This is a genomic window from Actinomyces sp. Z5 (genome assembly GCF_003287795.1).
GTDB classification, from domain to species: Bacteria; Actinomycetota; Actinomycetes; order Actinomycetales; family Actinomycetaceae; genus Actinomyces; species Actinomyces glycerinitolerans.
Window position 1 is genome coordinate 12,191 of the sequence record NZ_QMIN01000046.1, and the last position, 25,401, is coordinate 37,591.

Genomic DNA, 25,401 nt, shown 5'->3' on the forward strand with positions numbered 1-25,401 from the left:
GAGAGATCAATGAAGATCACATGTGGAAGGAGCCTAGCCGCCGTTGCCGTGGCTGCGGCTCTGGCATTGACAGGATGCACCTCCGGCGGTTCCACCGCCGACGCGACCGCATCCTCGAACCTGGAGAACAACGGCAACACCTACATCACTCAGGAACTGGACGATGGTCAAACCAGGTTCACCAGAGTCGTCAACTCCAACGGGGGCCAGGTACTGAGCTACTCGGCCGACGGCGGCATGACCATCATTGAGCAGGTTGAGGGCGAGTACACCTATGCCTTCAAGGACTTCAACGGCAACGGCGAGCTCGACCCCGCCGAGGATTGGCGGCGGACGGGGAGCGAGCGGGCCGCCGACTACGCCACCGGCCTGTCCAAGGAGCAGATGGCCGGGCTGATGCTCTTCTCCGCTCATGAACGCGCGCCCGAGGACGGGTTGACCGCCGAACAACAGCAGTACCTGTCCGAGTCCTACCTGCGGGCAGTGCTGAACGCGGGCGGTTCGGACGTGACCGCCAACGTGCAGTGGGTCAACCAGATGCAGGCCTACGTGGAGACTCTCGCCTCCGCCGACACCCCCTACATCCCGGTCAACTTCTCCTCCGATCCGCGTTCGGACGCCTCCGGTGACGGCGCCTTCACGGGGGTTGGTGAGATCTCCAGCTGGCCCGGATCATTGGGGCTGGCCGCCACCTTCGATCCCGACACGGTGCTCCAGTTCGGGCAGATGGCCTCACAGGAGTATCGGAGCCTCGGTATCGGTACGGCCCTGTCCCCACAGATCGACCTGGCCACGGAGCCCCGGTGGCTGCGCGTGTCCGGAACCTTTGGTGAAGACGCCGAGATGGCCGGGGCAATGGCCGCCAACTACGTGGCCGGCTTCCAGGGCACGTACACGCAGGACGGCGGCGAGGGCGACTGGGGCACGGACTCGGTGGCGACCATGATCAAGCACTGGCCCGGTGACGGCGCCGGCGAGGGCGGGCGCGAGTCCCACACCAATGCCGGCAAGTACGAGGTCATGGTTGGGGGCAACTCCGCCGAGCACCGGTCGGTGTTCCAGCAGGCGCTGGAATCTTCGGCCGTGATGACTTCCTACTCGATCACCCTGAACGCCGAAGGCGAGCCCGAGTACACCCAGCGGATGGGCTCCTCCTATGACGACGGTAAGCTCTCCGAGCTGCGTGATGACAACGCCTACGAGGGCGTCGTCGTCACCGACTGGGGAGTCACCCGCGCCACCACCGACCCCGACGATCCGGTTATCGCCACCGGCTGGGGTGCGGAGGACCTGAGCGTCGAAGAGCGTCACTTCCAGATCATCAAGAACGGTACCGACATGTTCGGCGGCAACAACGACGCCGCCCCCGTACTGGCGGCCTACGACCTATGGCAGGAGGCGTACGAGGCCGGGGAGTTGGACATCGACGCCCAGACCCGCTGGCAGCAGTCGGCGGCGCGCATCCTGACCATGTCCTTCAACATCGGCGCCTTCGATGACCCGTTCCTGGATCTGGCCGCGTCCCAGGCACAGGTGGGATCGCAGGACAAGGTGACGGCCGGCCAGGAAGCTCAGCTCAACTCCGTCGTGACCCTCAAGAACGACGGCGCCATCACCCTGGATCCGGAGGCGGACTTCTCCGACAAGACGGTCTACATCCCGCAGACTTACGACACTGGATTCAACAGTGCCTTCAGCGAGGCCGAGTACACCGAGGGACCCTCCCTCGACGTGGAGGTCGCCGAGCAGTATTTCGGCAAGGTCGTCACAGACGAGGTCGAATACGACGCCGACGGACACGTCACCGGCTATACGGCGCCCGACCTGACCGATGTGGACCTGGTGCTCGTGGGCATGCGCTCGCCGATCAACGGCACCAGCTTCTCCAAGGCCGGCTGGAACGAGGAGGAGGACAGCTGGTACCCACTCTCCCTCCAGTACGGCACCTATACCGCCGATGGGGAAAACGTCCGACGCACCTCCATCTCCGGGGACATCCTCGACGACGGCGGCCGGGAGAACCGCTCCTACTACGGAGCCACCTCGGCGATCTCCAACGCCGCCGACCTGGACGCCTTCAACCGGGCCGCTGACGCGGTGGCCGCCTCGGACCGGGACATCCCCGTCGTCGTGGCGCTCAAGGCCACGAACCCGGTGGTTCCCGCAGAGTTCGAGGCTCGCGCCGACGCCATCGTCGTGGGTTTCGGAGTCGCCGACGAGGCCCTGATCAGGATCGCGCTGGGCCTGCACGAGTCCAACGGCCGCCTGCCCATCCAGTTCCCCGCGGATATGGACACCGTGGAGGCCAACCAGGAGGACGTCCCGAAGGACTTGACCCCCTACACCGACTCCGCGGGCAACGCCTATGACTACGGTTTCGGCCTGCACCTGGACGGCTCGGTGATTGAGGACTGAGCAAGTGACCTAAGGGGGTGAGGGCGCGCGGGCGCGGGCAGACAACTCTGTCCACGCCCGCGCGAAGGCTCGGCTAGCTCCAGAAAATGGTGTTCACCATATTTGCCCACGCCTCATACTCCGGACCGGTCCAGCCGGTGCCCTCCGGTGCGGCGGGGTCGCGGTGGAAGGCCGTCGGATTGGCGGCCGGCCCCTGGAGCAGCACCTCCCGCAGGGGCTTGGCGCACTGGAAGTTGAGCGCGGACTGCACCCGGTTCAGCCCCCGGTTGAGCTCCCGCGGGTCACCCGGACGCTTGCCCGGGAAGCGGCCCTCGGCGGTGGCGCGCAGCAGATAGAGAGCCAGGTTGGGGGTGGAGAACCAGTTCATATTGAGCCGTAGCTTCTGCCCGCGCTGGTCGCGCACGACCGACGAGCGCTGCCCGGTGGTCGAGAACGAGGCGATCTCCTGATGGGGGATCTGCACAGCGCGGCCGCGCCAGTCGGTGCCGGCGATCAGCGTGGGAGCGTCGATGAGGCTGCAGTTGCGATAGGCGGCCAGGGTATAGCAGCAGTAGCCGATACAGACCAGCGCGAGCGCGGCGATGATCGCTACAGCCTTCAAATCATCAGTCAGGGGCAATGTGACGAAGACGAGGAGCGCCACACCGCAGCCGAACAGGATGACCAGGCCGATTTGGGCCCTCGCGTCGGGGCGCTGGACGGGGTACTCATAGGTGGTTGTCCCCGCCCCGGGCACGGGCTCGGTGATGCGTGCCTTGTCCGGGCGGGCTCCACCGCGCAGGAGGGGTAATGTCAGCAGCACCATGATGATGCTGAGTGCGTAGACGGCGATCATGATGAGTATGCGTGTGGTGCTCATGGATCCTCCTGGGACGCTCGATGATCGCGAGGTGGCCTTGGACTGACGTTTGACAGGTTATGCGCACGAACCGACAGATCGAGCGGTCAAGACGGTGTAGCGGACTGATATCGACCGAGAATACGACTGCATGTCAATGGCCGGTAGTACGCGGTCCCGGACGCCCAGTGATGGCGGTTCGAAGCCCGTCCCGCCGGTGAGCATCCCCATCCCCCTCGCAATCCCATGCGGGGAACACAGAGAGGTGTCCCGACAGTGTTGTCGATCAACTGGAACGACGTCTGGAACGTGGTGGCGAGCCTGCGGCCGCAACTGATCGCCATCGGTGTGGCGCTGCTGGCGGCGCTCATCATCACGATTGTCGCGCGCAGTCTCAACAAGCCGACCCGCAAGCTCGTGCGGTCCACCACCTGGATCGTGGCGGTGGTCGCCATCGCGGTTGCCGTGACCGGCATGATGTACGGCGGTCTGAAGACCATCCTTGACCTTTCCTCCGGCTCCGGCACGCTGACCGAGCAAACCAAGGCCTCCGTCGAAGAACTCGGCAACACGATCTCCGACGAGGGCATGGTTCTGCTGAAGAACGACAATGCCGCGCTGCCGCTCGAAGACGGCTCCGCCATCAACGTGCTCGGCTGGGCCTCCACCAACCCCGTCTACGGCGGCACCGGATCCGGCTCTCTCTCGCCAGACAACCCCACGACCTCTCTACTGGACGGCCTGCACAACGCCGGATTCGAGACCAACACCGAACTGAGTGACCTCTACAACGACTACCGCGCCGAGCGCCCCGAGGTCGGCATGTTCGCCGCCGACTGGACCCTGCCGGAGCCCACCTCCGAGGCGTACACCGACGCCGTCGTGAGCTCCATTCAGGACTTCTCCGACACCTCCGTGGTGACCATCGCCCGCTCCGGCGGGGAGGGCTTCGACCTGCCACTGGACGTCAACGCCGAGGTCGCCGCCAACGACGCCTTCTCCTACACCGACAACTCCACCACCCAGACCGACTTCGCCGACGGGCAGGGCTACCTGGAACTCACCGCCCCCGAGCGCGACCTCATCCAGCTCGCCAAGGACAACTCCGAGACCGTGGTTGTTGTCTACAACGGCGCCAACGCCTTCGACCTGTCCGATCTGGCAGCCGACCCCGAGATTGACGCCATCATCTGGGCCATCCCCGGCGGTCAGGTGGGCTTCAACGCCCTGGGGCGCATCCTCGACGGCGAGGTGAATCCCTCCGCCAAGACCCCCGACACCTTCGCCGCGGACCTGAAGGCTTCTCCGGCCGCCAACAACTTCGGTGATTTCACCTACACCAACATGGAGGAGTACGGCCAGTCCTCGCCCTTCACCGACGCCACCACCTACCCCGCCTTCGTCAACTACGTGGAGGGCATCTACGTCGGCTACCGCTGGTACGAGACGGCGGCCGTCGAGGGCGTCATCGACTACGACGAGGCCGTCACCTATCCCTTCGGCTACGGCCTGTCCTACACGACCTTCACCCAGGAGATGGGGGATATCAGCCGCGACGCCGACGGCACGATCAGCCTCGACGTGACCGTCACCAACACCGGAGACAGGGCCGGCAAGGACGTGGTGGAGGTCTACTACACCGCGCCCTACACCAATGGCGGCATTGAGAAGTCGGCCGTGAACCTGGCCGCCTACGGCAAGACCGGCCTGCTGGAGCCAGGCGCCTCCGAGACCGTCACCGTCACCTTCGCCGAGGACGACATGGCCTCCTACGACTACCTGAACGCTCGCGCCTATGTGCTCGAGGCCGGCGACTACACCATTTCCCTGCGCTCGGACTCCCACACGGTGATCGACGAGCAGACCCTCACGGTCGATGCGACCATCACCTACGACTCCGACGACAACACGCACAGCGGTGACGCCATCGTCGCCACCAACCAGTTCGACGCCGCCGCCGGTGACGTCACCTACCTCTCCCGGGCGGACTCCTTCGCCAACTACGAGGAGGCCACCGGCGCCCCGGCCAGCCTGGAGATGTCGGAGGAGCACCGGGCGGCCTTCGTCGCCAACTCCAACTACGACTCCACCGCCTTCGATGACGACTCCGACCAGATGCCCACCACCGGCGCCGACAACGGCCTGGTCCTGGGTGACATGTACGGCCTGGACTACGACGATCCCAAGTGGGACCAGCTGCTCGACCAGCTGTCCGTCGCCGACATGAACAGCCTGATCGCCAACGGCGGCTACGGTTCCGTGGCCGTGGACTCCGTTGGCAAGGTGCGTGTGTCCGACGTGGACGGGCCCGCCTCGCTGAACAACAACTTCACCGGCGTCGGCTCCATCGGCCTGCCGTCGGCGGTGTCCGTCGCCGCCACCTGGAACCAGGAGCTGGCGCACGAATTCGGCACCGCCATCGGCACCATGGCCCACGACATGGACGTGGCCGGCTGGTATGCGCCGGCCACCAACACTCACCGCTACGCCTACGCGGGCCGCAACTTCGAGTACTTCTCCGAGGACCCGGTCCTGGCCGGCACCCAGGTCGCCCAGGAGATCCAGGGCGCCAAGGAACTGGGCGTGTACGCCTTCATCAAGCACTTCGCCATGAACGACCAGGAGACCAACCGCACCAACATGCTGGCCACCTGGTCCAACGAACAGGCGATCCGCGAGATCTACCTCAAGCCCTTCGAAATCGGCATCAAGGACGGCGGCGCCGGCGCGGTGATGACCGCCTTCAACTACATCGGCACCACCTATGCCGGAGCACTGCCCGAGCTGCAGCGCACCGTACTGCGTGACGAGTGGGGCTTCCGCGGCATGACGCTGACGGACTACTTCGCCGGCTACGGCTACCAGAACGCCGACCAGCTCACCCGCAACGGCGGTGACATGATGCTCGCCACCACGGACATCACCGTCAACTCCGTGCAGAACACCTCCGCCACCGGAGTGATCGCCATGCGGGAGTCCGCGCACAACATCCTGTACACCGTCGCCAACTCCTGGATATACCAGGACGGTCAGCCGGATGTGCAGCGGGCCTCCTGGGAGTACCTGACCTGGGGCGTCCTGGCCGTGCTCGGCATCGGCCTGCTCGCGCTCGAGGCACTCGCCATCCGCCGCTACCGGCACCGCCGGGCGGAGGCCACCGCCGCCGTCGAGAGCTCCGAGACGAAGTAATCGGCGCGTGGGGCGGGGCGAGGAGGCCGCTTCTCGCCCCGCCCCAGTCGGCGACCCGCACTGGAGCCACACGCTTCGGTACCCAACCCATTCAGACCACCCGTCAAGGTAAGGAACACGCCGTGACCGCCACCGCCTCGGACCTCACCCTTCTAGAGGCAGCCGCCCTCCTTTCGGGCGCCTCCGAATGGGACTCGCGCGCCCTGCCCCAGCGCGGCATCCCCTCCTTCGTCCTGTCCGACGGGCCGCATGGCGTGCGCCGCCAGCTCGGCAGCGGCGACCACCTAGGCATCGCCGCCTCCGAGCCCGCCACCTGCTTCCCGACGGCGGCCACGGTCGCCAACTCCTGGGACCCGGATCTGGCCGAGCAGATGGGCGCCGCGCTCGGACAGGAGGCACTCGCACTCGGCGTGGACGTACTGCTGGGGCCGGGGATGAACATCAAGCGTTCCCCGCTGTGCGGACGCAACTTCGAGTACTACTCCGAGGACCCCATCCTCGCCGGCCGCATGGCCGCCGGCCTCGTCCGCGGCATCCAGTCACGGGGCGTGGCCGCCACCCCGAAGCACTTCGCCGTCAACGGTCAGGAACTGCGCCGCATGGCCTCGGATTCCGTAGTCGACGAGGCCACCATGCGCGAGATCTACCTGACCGCATTCGAGGTCGTCGTGCGCGAGGCGCACCCGCGCGCACTGATGAGCTCCTACAACCGGGTCAACGGCACCTATGCCAACGAGCACCCGCAGCTGCTCACCGACATCCTGCGCCGAGAATGGGGCTTTATGGGGCTGGTGGTCTCCGACTGGGGCGGCTCCAATGACGCCGCGGCGGCCGCCGCGGCCGGCTCCTCCTTGGAGATGCCCGCACCGGGGCTGCACTCCGCACGGGAGGTCGTCGCCGCCGTCGAGGAGGGGCGCATCAGCCGTGAGGCCGTCTACGCGCGGGCCGCCGAGGTCATTGCCATGGCCACGTCCGCGCCCTCGGCCAGGACCGCCCCGGAGGACCGGCCGACCTTCGACGTCGACGCCCACCATGCCCTGGCCCGCCGGGTGGCCGAGGAGTCCATCGTGCTGCTGCGCAATCAGGACGGCATCCTGCCGCTGGCCCCGGGCACACGCGTCGCCGTCATCGGTGACATGGCCTCCACGCCCCGTTACCAGGGCTCGGGCTCCTCGCAGATCAACCCGACCCGGCTGGAGACCACCCTGGAGGAGATTGCCGGTACCGGTCTGGAGCTGGTCGGCTACGCCCAGGGCTACGACCGCCAGGGCAAGCCCGACCAGGCCCTGCTCGACGAGGCGGTCGCCCTGGCCGGGCGGGCGGAGGTGGTACTGGCCTACATCGGGCTGGATGAGCTGTCCGAATCCGAGGGCCTGGATCGCCCCCACATGCGCCTGCCGCAGGCGCAGACCCGGCTGCTTGCCGCCGTCGCCCGTGCCAACCCCAACGTGGTCGCCGTCGTCTCCGCCGGATCCGCGGTGGAAACCGACTGGGAGGAGCACACCCGGGCCGTGGTCCACACCAGTCTGTCCGGGCAGGCCGGTGCCGGCGCTGCACTGCGGGTGCTCACCGGCGCGGTCAACCCCTCCGGCCGCCTGGCTGAGAGCTACCCGGTGCGCTACGAGGACAACCCCACCTCTGCCTGGTTCCCGGCCACGGGGGAGCTCGCCCTGTACAAGGACGGCCCCTACGTCGGCTACCGCTACTACACCACCACCGGCACGCCCGTGGCCCACCCGTTCGGCTTCGGACTGTCCTACTCCAGCTTCGAGTACTCCGGGCTGAGCCTGGACAAGGGCGGCGCGCACCTGACGGTCACCAACACCTCCGCCGTCGACGGCACCGAGGTGGTCCAGCTGTACGTCACCGCCCCCGACGGCGTGTGGGGGCCGGACCGCGAGCTGAAGGGCTTCGCGAAGGTCCCCGTGGCGGCGGGGGAGACGGCGACAGTGACCATCCCCTTCGATGACTACACCTTCCGCCGCTACTCGGTGCGCGAGGGGCGCTGGGTGCACCCGGCCGGAACGTGGCGCGTGCGGGTGGGGCGCAACGCCGATGACCTTCCGCTCGAGGCCCCCTGGGAGGTGGACGGCGACCCGGTCGCCCCGGCCGACCCGGCCCTGGGCCACTACCTGGACGGCACCGTCACCGATGCCACCGACGCCGAGTTCGCTGCGCTGCTCGGACGACCTGTGCCGCAGCCGGAGACATCCGGCCGCATCGGCCCCAACAGCCCCATCTCCGACCTCGCCCACGGCCGCAGCCGCATCGGCAAGCTGGCCGTCAAGATCCTGGAACGCCAGAAGGCCAAGGCCGACGCCTCCGGCAAACCCGATCTGAACATCCTGTTCATGCTCAACATGCCGCTGCGCGCCATGGGCAAGATGACCGGCGGCATGGTGTCCGCCGAGATGGTCGACGGCATCGTCGACTTCGCGGGCGGCCGTGGGCTGCACGGCCTGCGCACCATCGTGGGTGGTTTCTTCCACAACCGGCGCCAGGACAAGGCCACCCAGAGACGGCTTGATGGCCCCCGCTGACTCCGTCGGGCCCGGGGGATACCGGTCCCGCCTCTAATCCATCCAGTTCCCATCGTTAAAAGAGACAACAGAAACCGAGACCACGCATGAAATCGATCACCGCCTGGTGGCACCGCTTCGAGGAGCGGCACGAGACCATCGCCCAGTTCATCGTCTTCTTCATCCTGTCCAACGGCGTGACCCTGCTGCAGCTGATCCTGATGCCGGTGTTCCGGTGGATCTTCGGATTCACCTCGCTCCAGGGCACCACCTTCCAGTTCCTGCCGGTCGGGTCCTCGGGCGGCAGCCCCGTCTACCTGTTCGACTACGTGGCCGGCCCCATCCAGGCCGACGGCTCCGGCGGTGGTCTTGCCTACTTCCTGGCGGTTGAGATCACCCTGCTGATCGCCCAGGTGATCAACTTCTTCGCCCAGCGCTCCATCACCTTCAAGTCGAACTCCTCCATCTGGAAGGCGGCCTTCTGGTATGCGCTGGCCTACGTGGTCATCACCATCGTGGCCGCCGCCCTCCAAGTGCTGTACAAGGAGCCCATCTACTCCTGGTGCAAGGGCACGCTCGGCGCCTCCACCGGTGAGACCGTGGCGGACGTGGTCACCATGATCATCAACGCGGCCATCTCCTTCTGGGTGTTCTTCCCGATCTTCAAGGTGATCTTCAAGCGCGTGCCCGAGGATGCGGACGCACAGTCGGAAGCAGACACCCAGGCCGGGGTGCCGTCGGTACACTGAGCCGGGCACGGTCCGGTAGGGTCATGCACGTCAATCACCAGGAGCGCCTCGGGCGCGGGTCGGGCGACTGCCCGATGACCGCGGTACGCCGGGACTCCGTCTAACAAGGAGATCCGCACGGTGACCGCTAGCCCGCTCATCACGGTCGTAGTCCCCGCGTATAACGCCGAGGACTGCCTGGGCCGTTGCCTGTCCAGTCTCGTGGCGGCAGATGATGGGAGCGGCGCCCTGGAGATCATCGTCGTCGACGACGGTGCCACGGACGGAACCGGCGCCCTTGCCGACGCCTACGCCGCGGCGCACACGGCCATCGAGGTCATCCATCAGGAGAACAAGGGGCACGGCGGTGCCATAAACACCGGGGTCGCCGCGTCCCGGGGTACCTGGCTGAAGGTGTGCGACGCTGATGACGCCATCGATCCCGGCGCCTTGCGCACCCTGCTCGTGGCCCTGCGCTCGTGGCAACGGGACGGCAACGAGCCGGACCTGGTGGTTACCAACTTCGTGTACGTCCGTGAGGGCACGCCCGCCTGGTACCGGCTCCGCCACGGACCCGCCCGCCGAGGCCCGCGGGGGATCAGGCCCGGCCGCCACGTCGTGCGCTTCCGGGGGCTGCTCCCGAGCGGACGCATTGGCGGCTGGGACGACGTCGGACGCTTCCGCCCCGACCAGTACCTCATGATGCACTCCCTCGCCTACCGACGGGAGGTGCTGGAGCGCTCCGGAATGCGGCTGCCCGAGCACTGCTTCTACGTGGACAACCTGTTCGCCTTCGAACCGCTACGCCACGTGCGCACGCTGACCTACCTGGACCTGGACCTGTACTACTACACGGTGGGGCGGGCCGGGCAGTCGGTCGCCGACGACGTGATCGTGGCACGCCTGGACCAGCACGACCGGGTGAACGCGCTCATGCTGGAGGCGATGCCCCACGAGGGCGACGTGCCGAATGCACTGTTGCGCTACCTGGTGCACATCTACACCATGAGCGCGGTGGTGATCACGACCATGGCGCTGCGCTCGGGTACGCCCCGCAATATCGCCATAAAGCAGCAGCTCTGGGAACGTCTGGATGCCACGCGGCCCGACGTGGCCCGGCGGGTGCGCCGCTCCGTCATGGGACGGCTGATGACGCTGCCGGGGCGCCCCGGGGACTGGGTGCCGGTGGCCGGTTACCAGGTGGCTCGCCGAGTACTGGCCCTGAACTGAGAACGGGACCGGAGCCTTCCTTGGGGCCGGGAGTGGGGCTTCACCACACCCCAAACACAGGATCACAACGCCCGACCTCGGTATGTAGCCTCTACAGGTCTCGGTGTGTTACCGACGCCGGTCTCGGTGAGGGAGCGCGGTGGGGATCGGCAGCAGTACGCGCAGCATGAAGGTGCCTTGTGTACTCTCTCCCGCGGTGACCTGCCCGCCGTAAGCCTCGGCGGCCGCGCGAATGGCGCCGAGGCCGTACCGGTGCGCGCCGCCACTCGCCCCGGCGCGCCGTGGGGGCTCGCCGTCGGTGGACATGACCTGCCCGCGCGCCAGCGGATTCTCCACCTCGATCAGTACGAATCCGCGGCGGGTACGCACATCAACACGGATCCACCGGTCGGCGTCCCCGCTGCTTGAGACCGCGTCCAGGGCGTTGTCCAGAGCGGTGCCAACCAGCGTGGCCAGGTCCGCGGCGGCCATGAAGCCGAGCGCGGCACCATCGGCGATCGTGGTCATGGTGACGCCGGCCTCCAGACAGACCTGCTCCCGGTCGGTCAGAATCACATCGAGCACGGGGCTGCCGGTACGCACGAACACCTCGTAGGGGCGCACGGACGCCTCCAGTTCGCCGAGCCGGTCCAGGCGAATCGTGGGGTCCGGCTCTGCGCGCACCGAAGCGATCATATGCCGCAGGTCGTGGTACTTGCGGTTGACGATGTCGATGGCCCGCTTGGAGGTCAGGTACTGCTCGTACTGTGAGCGCAGCAGCGCCTCGGTGCCGGCAAGTTCGAAGGAAGCCCGGTTTTGCAGGTCCACCTCCCGCTGGGCGTACAGGATGATGAATCCGCACAGATCCACGAGTGTGCGGATGTAGAAGACCTCGGCTCCCAGCCGCCCGGAGAAGGGGGTGGCCGTGCTGAGGAAACTGAGATTGGACATGGCGAAGGTAATAGCGGCGATTGCCGCCGCCCCGGCCACGGTAGCGGTGGTGGGAACGACCTCGCTGCGGAACCGGGGCCGCTCCAGCAGGTAGACGGCCCCGAGCACGACGCCGTCGACGACGATTGCACAGAGCGCCGCCGGCCGCGTGCCGGCATGCCCGTCGAGGAGGAACACCTCCAGTTGCCACTCGAGGGAGGCAACCAGCTCGGCGGCGACGAAGGCTCGCACCACCAGATAGGTGGAGCGTCGCAGCGACCCGTTCAGCGCCAGGTGCAGGATGCTCCACATGGCGGCGACCGCCCCCAGCATGCCGGCCAGCCACAGCGAGATCGGCAGGCGCGCGGCAAGCACCTGGTAGACGCACAGTGCCGGCAGCGCCGCGGTCATCACGGCGGCCCCGCGGCGTCGGGAGTCCTGCGGCCGCCACGTAGCCAGCACGTACAGCAGGCATGCGCCCCACTCGGCCAGCGCCGTCCACAGTCGGGGGATGTCTGGTAGCGCCTCCTGAATCACGTAAGGGTCCCAGATACGTGCTCGGTCAAGGCGCGCATGAACTCCTTCTTACGGGGACGGGAGATGCGCAGCGCCTCGCCGGTGCTCATAACGGAGTCCTGCTCCCGCACTGCTACCACATGGCGCAGGTTGACGATGTAACAGGAGTTCGAACGAAAGAAGCCGTGGGGCGCCAGCTGCGGCTGCATTTGCTTGAGTGATCCGGTAAGAGTGATGACACCGTCGGTCAGGTGCACGTCCAGGCGGTGACCGGAGGATTCCAGGTAGACGATGTCACGCACGTGCACTCGCCGCAGTCCCTGCCCGTCTTTCAGCACGACGCTGGCGTTGTCCTGCCGGCTCAGCATCGCCAGGGCGCGGTTCAGCTCGCGGGCCAGGGAGGCGTAGGGGAAGGGCTTAACCAGGTAGCCGAGGGCGGAGACCTCGTAGCCGTTGATCGCGTACTGCTGTGCGGCGGTGATGAAGATGATGATAACGTCCGGGTCGGTACGACGCACTGCGCGGGCGAGCGCCAGGCCGTCGGTTCCCTCCATCCGGATATCCAGCATGAGGATGTCGTAGACCGGACGGAACCCGTCCAGTAGGGCCTGCCCGTCGTCGAACACGGATATTCGCAGTTCCAGTTCTCGCTCGCGCCCGAAGCGGTCGAGGTAGTCGGACAGGACACGGCGGTGCCGGGCATCGTCTTCAACGACGCCTACGCGGAGTACGGGAGTCGAGCTCGTATTCACTTTCATTGGTGGCTTTATGGTGGTGCTTGGGTACTGTTACCGGAGCGAGGGGAGCTTGACGGAAGGCGGCGTGTCAGGGCCGCGCGTTCGAAGGAGCGCCGAAAGTAACAGTTGAGACCATGCTAGTGTACCGGCGCTGCGGGGAACCGCGGTCTCACCGGAGTCCGCTATCGCTGTGGACACCCACCGGGCCGAATGTTCGTTGGGTATCGGTGTCAGGAGTTACTGGCAGGCGATGGGTGAGGCAATCGTTGAGCTACGACGGAGGGCGCAGGCGTTGCGGGCGGATCTAGTAGTGGTCGGTTCGGGGCTCTTCGGTGCGACGGTCGCCCAGCGTGCCGCCGAGGAGCTGGGTGTGCACGTGGTCGTGGTCGAGCGCCGCGAGCACGTAGGCGGTAATGCCTACTCCTACCGGGATGCGGATACTGGCATCGAGGTGCACCGCTACGGCTCCCACATCTTCCACACCTCCAACGAGCAAGTGTGGGCCTATGCGAACCGCTTCACCGCCTTCAACGACTACCGGCACCACGTCTACGCCAACCACGCAGGCGAGGTCTACCCGCTGCCCATCAACCTGGGCACCATCAACCAGTTCTTCCGCGCCGCCCTCGGCCCGGAGGCGGCCCGAGGGCTGATCGCCGAGCATGCTGCCGAGATCACCGGAGAGCCCGCCAACCTGGAGGAGAAGGCGATCACCCTGATCGGGCGCCCCCTGTATGAGGCCTTCATCCGCGGTTACACCGCCAAGCAGTGGCAGACCGATCCCACCCGGCTGGACGCCTCCATCATCACCCGCCTGCCGGTGCGCCTGAACTACAACAACCGCTACTTCTCCGACCGCCACGAGGGCATTCCCACCGGCGGCTACGGGGCCTGGGTGGGGCGGATGCTGGATCACCCGAGAATCGAGCTGCGGCTGGGGGAGGACTTCCTGGCGGGCGACGGTCCAGTCGGCCGTGACGCCTGCGTGGGGCAGGTGCCGGTGGTCTACACCGGCGCCGTGGACCGCTTCTTCGGTCACCGGCTCGGGGCCCTTACCTGGCGCACCCTCGACTTCGAGACCCGCATCCTGCACACGGGTGATTACCAGGGCGCCGCGGTCATCAACTATCCCGACGCCGAGGTCCCCTACACACGTGTTCACGAGTTCCGCCACTACCACCCCGAGCGCAGCCACCCGGACGACGCCACCGTGATCATGCGGGAGTACTCGCGCATGGCCGGCCCCGACGACGAGCCCTACTACCCGGTGGGGACGTCGGCCGATCGTGAACGTCTGTCCCGCTACCAGCAGTTGGCGGCCGAGTTGGAGGCGCAGCGGATCGTCTTCGGCGGGCGCCTGGGCTCCTATCGGTACTTGGACATGGACCGCACCATCGCGGCGGCACTGGAGTGCTTCGAGCAGGTGGTGCGGGCGTGGTTCCGGGCGTGAGGGGGAGCAGGCGGCGATCCGCTCTGTCTAGATGATGTGCTGGCCGAAGTCACGGTCTTGACACGAGCAGGTCACGATGGTTAGGTGACGTCCAGTTCACTGACTGGCTCGTTGTGAGCGAGTTGATCCCTTGACGCTCTGGAGGTTTATTCGTGGTGGATGCGGATATCCATATCGTCGGCGGTGATCTGGAGATGCTCGCCTCCTCCCTGGAGGAGCTTCGCGACGGGATCGGGGCCCTGGACGTCTCCGGACCCTTGGAGAAGGTCGGCGCGGCCATGCCGGGTTCACTGAGTTCAGGGAGCGCCGGTACCGCCGTGAGCGGGCTGGAGAGCCGCAGGACGTCCCTTGGAGGCCGCTACAGGGATGTGGGTGGGCGTCCGGGACCTGGCGTCCACCCACCGGAGCAATGACGAGTTCGTGGCCCAGGGTGCTGCAGCGCTGGGGGCCGCCGTCTCAGCGGCCGCAGGTAACCAGTGGGCGCGCGCTAAGGGGCTGATGTGAGGTGGCGATGTGGAGCGAAATCCTGACCTGGAATCCTGAGCCGCTGGTCGATGCCTCGGATGGGCTGAGGAGGCTGCACACCTCCATGGCGGAGATGGGGGATGACGCGCAAGCCGCGAGCTCGCGGGTGGCGTCTAGGGCACCCAGTGTGGAGGCCGCGCTTGGCGCGCTGCGCCGGTGCGCGACCGCTCACAGCGAGATGACCGAGCGGATCGGACTCCTCACGCGTGCCACCGCCGACGCCTGCGAAGGCGTGGCCCAGGTGCGGCGCAGGGTACTTGCCTGTCAGGACTTCGCTGATGCGCACCCCTACCTGACGCTGGGCGCTGACGGCTCGGTGTCGGTGTCCCTTGCCGAGGCGGCCAGTAGCGGCGCCGGGAAGGCCACCGGCAGCGCCGTGGTGGCGGCGGCAGGCCCGGTGAGGATGGTCGCTGTGGGGCTGGGCGGGGCCATGGTGGAAGCCGCCCAGGCGCAGGCCCACGCAGCCGAGCTGGAGGAGATGGTCTCCTCCGCTTTGACGCTGGCCACCCAGGTCGATGAGGACTATGCCACCGTCCTGGCCGGCTCGAGCTATGACAGCCCGGATCACGCCCGGTCGGGACGGAAGTGGACTGACCCTCGGGACAAAGAGGACAGCCGCAGGAACACAGAGGACAGCGCCAGGAAAACGGAGAGTAACCGCAGGAGTGGGAACGAGGATCCTGAGACGCAGGGCAAGACGGAGCTCGGCGACCCGGTTCCCGGGGAGCATGCTGAGATGCTGGGGGTGACTCCCTGGGCCTATCCGGGGGATACGGTCAATGAGGGGTCCGGCCTATACGGAAGTCGGCCAGCAGATCCGTTTGATTATCTTGTCCACGATGCGGCCATGATCGGCGCGGTTGCCAAGGCCTCGGACTGGCCGGACGCGTCAAGAAATCTGCTGCACTACCTGGGGAACAGCGGGGAACCACAGGAACTCGACGCCGACCGTATGCTGGAAGATGTTGACGGGTTGGATACAGCGGCGCAAAAACGCGCCTCGAGGATGGCTGACGAAGCTTTAGACGACGCTCAGGCCTCGGGCGTGACCGGGCCGGTCACCTATCCTTTCACCACCAAGTGGGAGGGGTACTACATCAGAGCCGAGGAGGATCAGAACTGGTTCTATGCCACGGGCGGCTGCAACTACGCTACGGATGGGACCGTCACGGTCTACCCGCCCACGGCAGACAACCCGGAATGGACCTACTCCTATGACTACCGTGTGCACGTGGCCGACCGATACAACTGGGATGGCAACAAGTCGACGCAGATCGGTCCTTTCGATGTCAGCGATAGCCAGCTCCAGGAGCTGCACCGCGCTGGGTTGGCCCAGGAGTATGACATGTCGGGTGAGTCGTCGGTTATGCATGGGAGTGGGTCGTGAGTGGGGGTGATGTGTGGTGAGGCGTCCGGTTTTGGCCGGTGAGGAGGTGACCGGCCGGCAGGTGCTCGTCATTGTTGCCGTGTTGGTGGGTATTGGGGTGTTCTGGGTGCTTTTCACCGTGGGGTATTTGTTTCTTTCGAGTGTGCAGGTTGAGAGGTCGGAGGCTAGGGCGTCTGCGTCCGCCAGTGCCGCTGGGGTGCAGGTGGGGGCGCCGTGTCCGGCGGATGTGGAGCACCTGGATGAGATTCTGGCTGTCGGGCAGGGTAATAGTTTGCCGGAGGGTGCTGAGGTGGTGTCGGTTGAGCCCGCGGTGAATTTTGCGGAGGCCTACCCGGGTGGGTGGGGCTACGTTATTGAGTTCACGGCCAGTGACCAGGCCATCCGCGACTATACGGAGACTTATACTATGGTCTCTGGCAATCTTATCGAGAAGCACGCGGAGGCGACGCATGTGTCGATGACTGATGGGCTTGAAGATATTGACCTAAGTAACATATCCAACCCGATGAGTACTGATTTTGGGAACGCTACACTGGTTCTTGAGCGTCCTTTGGGGCGCGGGTGGCTCGTGATCCGTGAGGGCAGCATGTGACGGGCTTGCCGTCGGGCATCACACCCATGCCGGCACGGCAGCCCGCCCACCGCGTGGGAGACTTGGCGTAGGTTTCTGTCCCGCGCCCCGGGACGCAGGTCCGAGGGCGCCGTAATGGAAGGCTTCCGTGTCACCGATCCCTACGTCCGAGCAGGCCACAAGCGTCGCCCCCGCGTCCACCGAGCAGGCCCAGATCCGCAACTTCTCGATCATCGCGCACATCGACCACGGCAAGTCCACCCTGGCGGACCGCATGCTCCAGGCCACCGGCGTCGTCGCCCCGCGCGACATGCGCGCCCAGTACCTGGACCGCATGGACATCGAACGCGAACGCGGCATCACCATCAAGTCCCAGGCCGTGCGCATGCCCTGGGCGGTGACCGGGGAGGACGGCGTCACGCGCGCCTACGCGCTGAACATGATCGACACCCCCGGGCACGTCGACTTCTCCTACGAGGTCAACCGGTCCCTGGCGGCCTGTGAGGGCGCCGTCCTGCTGGTGGACGCGGCCCAGGGCATCCAGGCCCAGACCCTGGCCAACCTGTACATGGCCATTGAGGGCGACTTGACGATCATCCCGGTGCTCAACAAGATCGATCTGCCGGCCGCCGAGCCGGAACGGCACGCCGCGGAGATCGCCTCCTTGATCGGTTGCGAGCCCGAAGAGGTGCTGCGCGTGTCCGGCAAGACCGGGGCGGGCGTTCCCGAGCTACTGGACCGGATCGTCGAGGCCGTCCCGCCGCCGTCCGGCGACCCCGACGGCGCCGCCCGAGCCATGATCTTCGACTCCGTCTACGACGTCTACCGGGGCGTGGTCACCTACGTGCGCGTCGTCGACGGTGCCCTGAAGTCGCGCGAGCGCATCAAGATGGTGTCCACCGACGCCGTCCACGACCTGCTGGAGATCGGCGTCATCAGTCCCGAGCCGGCTCCCACCCAGGGACTGCGCGCCGGTGAGGTCGGCTACCTGATCACCGGCGTGAAGGACGTGCGCCAGTCCAAGGTCGGCGACACCGTCACCTCCGCAGCCGCCCCGGCCACCGAGCCGCTGTCCGGCTACCAGGACCCCAAGCCCATGGTGTTTTCCGGGCTGTTCCCCGTGGACGGCTCCGACTTCCCGGCGCTGCGCGACGCCCTGGACAAGCTCAAGCTCAACGACGCCGCCCTCACCTACGAGCCGGAGACCTCGGTGGCGCTGGGCTTCGGCTTCCGCTGCGGCTACCTCGGCCTGCTGCATTTGGAGATCATCCGCGAGCGCCTGGAGCGCGAGTTCAACCTGGACATCATCTCCACCGCCCCATCCGTGGTCTACGAGGTCACCATGGAGGACCGCAGCGTGCACACGGTCACCAATCCGAGTGAGTTCCCCGAGGGCAAGGTCCGCGACGTCCAAGAACCGGTGGTGCGCGCCACCATCTTGACCCCCAGCGAGTTCATCGGCCCGATCATGGAACTGTGCCAGGCCCGGCGCGGCACCATGCTCGGCATGGACTACCTGTCCGAGACGCGCGTGGAGATGCGCTACCGACTTCCGCTGGCGGAGATCGTCTTCGACTTCTTCGACGCCCTGAAGTCCCGCACCCGCGGTTACGCTTCCCTGGACTACGAGCCCGACGGCACCCAGAGCGCCGACCTGACCAAGGTGGACATCCTGCTGAACGGGGAGCGGGTGGACGCCTTCAGCGCCATCGTCCACAAGGACTCCGCCTACTCCTACGGGCAGAAGATGACCCGCAGGCTCAAGGAACTCATTCCCCGCCAGCAGTTCGAGGTGCCTGTGCAGGCCGCCGTCGGCAGTCGCATCATCGCCCGCGAGACCATTCGCGCCCTGCGCAAGGACATGCTCGCCAAGTGCTACGGCGGCGACATCACCCGTAAGCGGAAGCTGTTGGAGAAGCAGAAGGAGGGCAAGAAGCGCATGAAGGCCGTCGGCCGCGTGGAGGTCCCCCAGGAGGCCTTCATCGCCGTGCTGGGCGCGGATCAGCCCACCGGCAAGTAGCCGTCGGCGGCAATGCAGTAAGAACACCAGCGGAAGGAGACGGTCCCGTGCCGCAGCAGCATCCACCCCGCTCGCATGCCATCCACGCCCGCGTGCGCTCCTACTCGCGGGCCGGGGGTCGCCTGACCGACTCACAGGCTCGCGCCTTGGAGCGTTACGGGGACCGCTACGTCATCGACGTGCCCCGCGCTGACGCGATCCGCACCGTCGATCCGGCCTTCCGCCTGGACCCGGCCGCCGCCTTCGGCCATGTCGGCCAGCTGCGTCCACTGATCGTGGAGGTGGGCTCCGGGGCGGGGGAGGTGATTCTCGCGCATGCCGCCGCCCATCCGGGGGTGGATTACCTGGCGGTGGAGGCGTGGGAGACGGCGATCGCCAAGCTGGTGGCCGGTGCCGCCAAGGCCGGTCTGCGCAATCTGCGGGTGGTGCCCGCCGACGCGGCCCAACTGCTGGCCACTGCCCTGCCGGTGGGCTGCGCCAGCGAGGTTTGGGTGTTCTTCCCGGACCCATGGCGCAAGCCCAGGCACCGCAAGCGGCGCCTGGTCACGGCCGCCTTCGCCGACTCCGTGGCCCGGGTACTGCGACCCGGCGGGGTGTGGCGGCTGGCCACCGACTGGGCGGACTACGCCTGGCAGATGCGCGACGTGCTGGAGGCCGCCTCCGCCCTGCCCGAGGGCCTGGAGGCGGACTGCACCGGCCCCTACTTCCGTTTCCCCGACGCCGGGGCCCGCCCGGACCTGGGTGCCGACACCGCCGAGGAGGGCAGCCTGGGTAATGGCTTCGACCCCGGCTCCCCGGCCGGTGTGCGCGGCGGCTGGTCGCCGCGCTATCCGGGCCGGGTGCTGACCCGGTTTGAGGAGAAGGGCATCCGTGCTGGCCGCACCATCCGTGACCTGACCGCGGTTCGCACCGGTGAGATGTGGGTACCGCTCCGGCGTGAGGCGGTGGCGCTTTGAGCCCTGCCCAGCCCGACGGCGCACCCCTGCCCGGCGCGGCCGATTTGCCGGCGCAGATCCGGGCGGCGGACACCGGGGAAGAGGCGGGCCGGGAACGCCCCTTCTCGGTGTACCTGCATGTGCCCTACTGCCGGGTGCGCTGCGGCTACTGTGACTTCAACACCTACACGAACCTGTCCATGGGCGGCGGGGCCTCGGCGGGGGATTACGTGGACACACTCGCCGGCGAGCTGCGTCTGGCCCGCACCGCGATGGAGCGGGTCGGCCTGCCGCAGCGGGCGGCACGAACCGTGTTCGTCGGCGGCGGTACCCCCACCATGCTGCCGGCCGGGGACCTGGCCCGCATGCTGACCTTGGTGCGGGACGCTTGGGGCCTGGCCGACGGCGCGGAGGTGACTACGGAGGCCAATCCGGAGACCGTGGACGAGCGCTACCTGGCGGCCCTGGCGCAGGCCGGCTTCACCCGGGTGTCCTTCGGTATGCAGTCCGCGGTGCCGCAGGTGCTGTGCACCCTGGACCGGGCCCACACCCCCGAGCGGGTGCCGCAGGTGGTGTCATGGGCGCGGCGGGCCGGACTGGCCACGAGCCTGGACCTGATCTACGGCACGCCGGGGGAGTCCCTGGACGACTGGCGCCGCTCGCTTGAGGCGGCGGTGGAGATCGGCCCGGACCATTTGAGCGCCTACGCCCTGGTGATCGAGGAGGGCACGCGCATGTGGACCCAGGTGCGCCGCGGCGAATTGCCCCTGCCCACCGACGACGACGAGGCGGCCAAGTACGAGTTGGCCGATGCGGTGCTGGGCCGTGCCGGCTACGCGTGGTACGAGATCTCCAACTGGGCGCGGCCCGGGCACGAGTGCGTGCACAACCAGGCCTACTGGCGCGACTGGGACTGGTGGGGCGCCGGCCCGGGGGCACACAGCCACCTGGGGGACGTGCGCATGTGGAACGCCAAGCATCCGGTGGCCTGGGCCGGACAGGTGACGGCCGGGAGACTGCCCGTCGCGGGGCATGAGGTCATCGATGCCGACTCGCGAGAACTGGAGCGGGTCATGCTCGGCATTCGCATGCGGGAGGGTCTGGAGTTGCGGAGTCTGACGCGGCCGGGGGAGGCCGCGACGGCGTCGGGAACCCCGCGGCGGCTCGTGCCGGTGGTGGGAGGCTTCGTGGCACAGGGCCTGCTCGAGGGTGCCGCGGCCATGGCCGGACGCGCCGTACTGACCCTGCGGGGACGGCTCATGGCCGACACGGTCACCCGCGGCTTGGTTTAGTGATCTGGCTACTCCGGTGTGAGTGCAGCGCGGAGACGCGCTCGGACGCAGAAGTATGTTCTCGGGATGATGCGGTCATACTCGGGTTGGAAAGAACATCATTGTGTCGACTGGACCGTCCTTGCTATCAGGGTGAGCCTTCCGGGGCCGAAAGAGCAGTAACGCCACGGTTCCGAGTCGGGCGTTGCAACGTGGTTTGGATCATGAAACACAAGACAAAGCGCCGACCATGCCGATTAGGGCAGCGCCATCACTGATAGGTGCGCGTCGTCATGGCTGAACCCGCCAGTTTGGAGCCACTTATCGGTACACTTGGGCAGGTCGCGGCGTAGTACGGCTGTTGCGGTTCTCGTTAGGGACTCGCTGCCAGGAGCTGTAGGAGTCAGCGAAGTAGGTCACTACCCCGTGGCACGCCTGGACGCGCTCATCAGCAGCCACGGGCCGCTGTCCGACCCCCACGCGCAGGTGGATCGAGTAGTCCGAAGCCCGCCGCCCGTGGGCGTGGCCGCGGCGCCGGTGGGCGGGTGCCAGGCGGCCGGACAGCTGGGCTGCACGTGGACGGGTGGCGTCAATCCAGGGGTAGATGGTCTCCGGGCCGGCCAGCATCCGCTCATCGTCGCGGCGGTCCAGCCTCAAGCGGCCACTGGTGCGTCGCAGCCGACAATGCGACAATGCGAGCGTATCGAGCGTCACGCCGTGTACGCCGACCGTCTGTAAATCCTGAGTTCCTGGACCTGAGAGAGATCGTTGTGGACCTTCGCGAAACCATGATATTGATACGTGCTAAAAATGATGATGGCGCGACGTATGAAGACAAGACAAGCTCTATTGTCGCGAGGTGGCGTCAAGGAGAGGCGACAATTGTACAGTTCGCCGGATCGGGCAAGGAATATGGGTACCTAGACAAATACGATCGTTTACGGGAGCTTTCCAGGGTTGGGAGCAGGATTATCGATGAAGAGTCAATTGTTATTGCTAAAGGGGATGTTGTCCATGGGGTGAACGAGGTGGTTTGGTTTTCCGATGGATCGCAAAAGTACGCGCGGCTATTCATGAGAAAGAAAGACGGTGGTGAACGTTGTCAGACATACCCGTCTGAAGCTGTTCAAGTGATCGACTCCGCAACTCGGGTGCCCTTCGCTTCTGCCATTATGTCCCATTGGCGCTCAGTCGTGTCTTCGCTGAAAGCCGATGATCCGCTAATGCGGTCGTATGGGAGCTTCAAATTCATCCACCCTAGCAGTGCGCTTGCCTGTTACCTTGAAGGGGTGAAATTCGAGGTCACCTCGGACAATTGGAAGTCGTCCAGAGTAGGCCGGGGCACGGAGCCGCTCCAGAATGCCGCAGAAACAATTGTTCCGTTCGACTCCAATCTGAGCCAGCAAGACGCCCTACGTCGGGCGCTCAGATCGCGAGTATCAGTAATTGAGGGACCTCCGGGGACCGGCAAAACTGAGACGATACTCAACATCGTTGCGAATATCGTTGCCGACGGGAAGAGTGTCGGGGTTGTTTCCTTCAACAACGCGGCGGTAGAAAATGTGAGTGAAAAGCTTACGAGGTTTGGCCTTGGGTTTGTGGCTGCGGACCTCGGGCGCAAGAGTAAAAGGGATGCATTCTTCGCCCGCCAGGGGGAATTGTGTACTCAAATTGCTGAGTACTTGTCCTCGCCATTGCCTCCGCGGCCTGTTGATGGAGAGATTTCCGCGCTTGACGCATATCTAAACGCCTTGTTCGAGAGCAGTCGTGGTCTTGCGCAGGACCAATCGCAACTTGCAGCTCTCGAACTTGAGCGGCAACACTTCGAACAGCTGGCGGCGGCGCAGCGACTTCCTGATCTTGAGTCTTTGCCATTACTGCACAAGTCCGCCGATCGGATTCTTGATTACCTTGTCGAGAATGGAAATGTTCTGCCCGGCGAGGGAAGGGTTAGGAAACTTGGGCGGCTGGTTCGCAACTATTTCAGATATGGGCCCACTAAGAGTATTGATCCCGGCGATGCAGACACGGTGATCGCAATCGAGCGCGGGTGGTACAGAGCGAAAGTCGAAGAGATTCGGCGCCGAGTGACGACTGCGCAAGCCGAACTAGAACGCGCGGATTTTCTCGGGCTGCAGGCAAGGCGTAAGGAATTGTCTCAAGCTGCTCTACGACATGCGCTTCAGGGGCGCTATGGCACACGACGGCCAAGAGAGTTCAGCCCGGATACCTATCGAAGGAAAGGCGAGTTTCGGCAGTTCATTCATCAACATCCCGTGATCTTGTCGACTTGCCATTCATTACGCGCGTGTTTGCCGGAGGGATTCCTCCTGGACTATCTTATCGTGGATGAGTCGTCACAGGTCGGCTTACTGCCCGCGGCGTTGGCCCTCTCATGTGCGCGTCAAGTTGTGGTGGTGGGTGACCTTAAACAACTTCCAGATATCCCGCCGGATGTCTCTGAGGAGCGCGTATCCCCGGCGCCGAGTCCGGCGTATGATCCGCGGTCTCATAGTCTTCTATCATCGGTGATTGCAGTGTTCGGTGAGTCCGTGCCGCGAACCCTCCTGCGGGAGCATTACCGTTGCGATCCGGACATTATTGGGTTCTGTAACGCCATGTTTTATGACGATCAACTTATTTCCATGCCGACAGGTGCTAGGTGGAAGGAACCGTTGATGTTGATCCGCCTGGCTGAGGGCAATCACATGCGCCACTACCGCTCAGGTGGCAACTCAAGCCAGCGTGAGGCCGAGGTGATCGCCAGGGAGATACTGGCTCCGTTGCCAATGGAAGCCCGCGATGGAGGCCATATCGGTGTAATTACGCCGTATCGCAGGCAGGTTGACAAGATTACTCGTGCGATTGCGGAGCAGACAAGCGTGCAGGTAGAGTACGCCAATCAACCGCGCGCGGATACGGTTCATAAGTTCCAAGGGCGCGAGAAGGACATCATCGTTCTCAGCCCGGTAGTTGATGACTCCAGGGATGGGCATCGGGCGACGCCATTCGCGGATGATCCACACCTGATAAACGTGGCGGTGTCGCGTGCAAGGCGCCGTTTTGTGCTAGTCATTGACAGCTCATTCCTCCCTCGTAGCAAGAACCTGAGAAGTTTGGCGGGGTGGATGCGGTACCACAGGCCGGTGCCTGAAGATGAATATACACAGAGTAAAGTGTTATCAGTGTTCGATTTGCTTTACAGTGAGTATTCCGATCGTTTGAGGGGCCTGCGGAGTCGGGTGACATTGCGATCGCGTTATTTGTCTGAGAACATTATATGGACAGTCCTGGATGAGTTGCTGGCGGAAGATAAGTATTCGCGCCTGCATCTTGCTAGTCAGGTTCCGCTCAAAGAAGTTCTCGGTCCAGGGGCTGAGCTGACAGAAGAGGAGCGGGAGTATATTCGGCGTGCGTCGTTCGACTTTGTGTTGGGCGACAGTATTACGAAAGAGGTCCTTCTTGCGATTGAAGTGGACGGTTTCGCCTATCATGAGGATGACCCGCGGCAAACGGCGCGTGATGAACTTAAGAACGCTGTCTGTGACCGTAATGGTATTGCGCTCTTGCGTTTGCCGACGACTGGCAGTGACGAGCGTGAGAAGCTGCGTCAGGCGCTGGATGCAGTTTTGCCGGGGTAGACGAACACGGCCGCGATGGGGCGTGTGGGGTTCAGTGGCACCATGACGCGAGTTGGCGCCGTCAGGTCCGAGAAAGCTGAACGCACCCACGCTGTCGACGTCCGGGGCAGGTCCAGCGCGCCCTGAGCCTTGGTTGACGGGTGCAGTTCGGCAGGGGAAAGCAGCCCATGCACCACATTAGGTGAAGCGCTCGTTCGGCCTCTGAGACCGTGGTCTGCGACGTTACCGCGCCTGGTACGGCGGTCCCCTGACTCGTGCCAGTTTAGTGCCCTGCGGTGTTTAGGTTGTTGAGGATTTGCTGTGCGGTCTGGGTGGTCTGGGGTTGGGCGGTGATGTGGTGGCCGTTGATGGTGATGGTGACTTCTTGGAGGGGCCGCAGTTCGCGGACGAGTTGTTTGATGCTGATTCCGGTGGCGGCTTGTAGGTGGCGGGCGACCGCCAAGGCGGCCATGACGATGGTGAGGTGGGCCTGGATGGCGTCGTGGGTGTGGTGGAAGACGGGCCTGGCCTTCAGGTCGTG

17 protein-coding genes and 1 pseudogene are annotated in these 25,401 nt (G+C 65.7%); 13 read left to right on the plus strand and 5 right to left on the minus strand.

Annotated features, from left to right (window positions below):
* Positions 1-9: 9 nt before the first annotated feature.
* Positions 10-2,415, plus strand: a complete 2,406-nt coding sequence (locus DRB06_RS05510) for a glycoside hydrolase family 3 N-terminal domain-containing protein (protein WP_111819342.1) — start codon at positions 10-12, stop codon at positions 2,413-2,415.
* A gap of 73 nt (positions 2,416-2,488) precedes the next feature.
* Here the strand turns inward: DRB06_RS05510 and DRB06_RS05515 are convergent, their stop codons facing one another.
* A complete protein-coding gene (locus tag DRB06_RS05515) occupies positions 2,489-3,274 on the minus strand; it encodes a hypothetical protein (protein ID WP_111819343.1) in 786 nt (261 codons plus the stop codon).
* Positions 3,275-3,529: 255 nt separating this feature from the next.
* Between DRB06_RS05515 and DRB06_RS05520 the strand changes: the two genes are divergently transcribed.
* The 4 genes from DRB06_RS05520 to DRB06_RS05535 all read left to right on the plus strand — a co-directional run bounded on the left by DRB06_RS05520 (position 3,530) and on the right by DRB06_RS05535 (position 10,919).
* Complete coding sequence (locus DRB06_RS05520) at positions 3,530-6,442, plus strand: glycoside hydrolase family 3 protein (protein ID WP_111819344.1); 2,913 nt, start codon at positions 3,530-3,532, stop codon at positions 6,440-6,442.
* A gap of 122 nt (positions 6,443-6,564) precedes the next feature.
* Positions 6,565-8,982: a glycoside hydrolase family 3 C-terminal domain-containing protein gene (locus tag DRB06_RS05525; protein ID WP_111819345.1), complete on the plus strand. Its 2,418-nt coding sequence runs from the start codon at positions 6,565-6,567 to the stop codon at positions 8,980-8,982.
* A gap of 86 nt (positions 8,983-9,068) precedes the next feature.
* Complete coding sequence (locus DRB06_RS05530; protein WP_073331474.1) at positions 9,069-9,710, plus strand: hypothetical protein; 642 nt, start codon at positions 9,069-9,071, stop codon at positions 9,708-9,710.
* A gap of 120 nt (positions 9,711-9,830) precedes the next feature.
* Positions 9,831-10,919 carry a glycosyltransferase family 2 protein gene (locus tag DRB06_RS05535; protein WP_181575197.1) on the plus strand — a complete coding sequence of 363 codons (1,089 nt, stop codon included), beginning with the start codon at positions 9,831-9,833 and terminating at the stop codon, positions 10,917-10,919.
* A gap of 108 nt (positions 10,920-11,027) precedes the next feature.
* Here the strand turns inward: DRB06_RS05535 and DRB06_RS05540 are convergent, their stop codons facing one another.
* Positions 11,028-12,365, minus strand: coding sequence for a GHKL domain-containing protein (locus tag DRB06_RS05540; protein ID WP_111819347.1), 1,338 nt, complete (start codon positions 12,363-12,365; stop codon positions 11,028-11,030).
* Positions 12,362-13,102 carry a LytTR family DNA-binding domain-containing protein gene (locus DRB06_RS05545; protein WP_073331480.1) on the minus strand — a complete coding sequence of 247 codons (741 nt, stop codon included), beginning with the start codon at positions 13,100-13,102 and terminating at the stop codon, positions 12,362-12,364. Before DRB06_RS05545 ends, DRB06_RS05540 begins: the two co-directional genes overlap by 4 nt.
* 229 nt (positions 13,103-13,331) lie before the next feature.
* Between DRB06_RS05545 and glf the strand changes: the two genes are divergently transcribed.
* From glf to hemW, 7 genes are all read left to right on the plus strand, one after another.
* A complete protein-coding gene (gene glf / locus DRB06_RS05550) occupies positions 13,332-14,531 on the plus strand; it encodes a UDP-galactopyranose mutase (RefSeq protein WP_181574865.1) in 1,200 nt (399 codons plus the stop codon).
* A 348-nt stretch (positions 14,532-14,879) separates the two neighbouring features.
* The gene (locus DRB06_RS16040) at positions 14,880-15,035 is read left to right on the plus strand and encodes a hypothetical protein (RefSeq protein ID WP_181575198.1); all 156 of its coding nucleotides are present in this window, start codon (positions 14,880-14,882) and stop codon (positions 15,033-15,035) included.
* A 7-nt stretch (positions 15,036-15,042) separates the two neighbouring features.
* Positions 15,043-16,443 carry a hypothetical protein gene (locus DRB06_RS05560; RefSeq protein WP_258522151.1) on the plus strand — a complete coding sequence of 467 codons (1,401 nt, stop codon included), beginning with the start codon at positions 15,043-15,045 and terminating at the stop codon, positions 16,441-16,443.
* Positions 16,444-16,474: 31 nt separating this feature from the next.
* Positions 16,475-17,035, plus strand: coding sequence for a hypothetical protein (locus DRB06_RS05565; protein ID WP_234415862.1), 561 nt, complete (start codon positions 16,475-16,477; stop codon positions 17,033-17,035).
* A 127-nt stretch (positions 17,036-17,162) separates the two neighbouring features.
* Positions 17,163-19,034: a translation elongation factor 4 gene (lepA, locus tag DRB06_RS05570; protein WP_108967494.1), complete on the plus strand. Its 1,872-nt coding sequence runs from the start codon at positions 17,163-17,165 to the stop codon at positions 19,032-19,034.
* 47 nt (positions 19,035-19,081) lie between these two features.
* The gene (gene trmB, locus DRB06_RS05575) at positions 19,082-19,990 is read left to right on the plus strand and encodes a tRNA (guanosine(46)-N7)-methyltransferase TrmB (RefSeq protein ID WP_073331488.1); all 909 of its coding nucleotides are present in this window, start codon (positions 19,082-19,084) and stop codon (positions 19,988-19,990) included.
* Positions 19,987-21,261 carry a radical SAM family heme chaperone HemW gene (gene hemW, locus DRB06_RS05580; RefSeq protein ID WP_108967491.1) on the plus strand — a complete coding sequence of 425 codons (1,275 nt, stop codon included), beginning with the start codon at positions 19,987-19,989 and terminating at the stop codon, positions 21,259-21,261. Before trmB ends, hemW begins: the two co-directional genes overlap by 4 nt.
* A 300-nt stretch (positions 21,262-21,561) precedes the next feature.
* Here hemW and DRB06_RS16915 read toward each other — a convergent pair whose 3' ends face one another.
* Complete coding sequence (locus tag DRB06_RS16915) at positions 21,562-21,897, minus strand: hypothetical protein (protein ID WP_395994425.1); 336 nt, start codon at positions 21,895-21,897, stop codon at positions 21,562-21,564.
* Positions 21,898-22,010: 113 nt separating this feature from the next.
* Between DRB06_RS16915 and DRB06_RS05590 the strand changes: the two genes are divergently transcribed.
* Positions 22,011-24,881, plus strand: a complete 2,871-nt coding sequence (locus DRB06_RS05590) for an AAA domain-containing protein (protein WP_181575199.1) — start codon at positions 22,011-22,013, stop codon at positions 24,879-24,881.
* A gap of 262 nt (positions 24,882-25,143) precedes the next feature.
* Here DRB06_RS05590 and DRB06_RS05595 read toward each other — a convergent pair.
* Positions 25,144-25,401, minus strand: a pseudogene (locus DRB06_RS05595) (IS1634 family transposase); the annotation flags it as partial.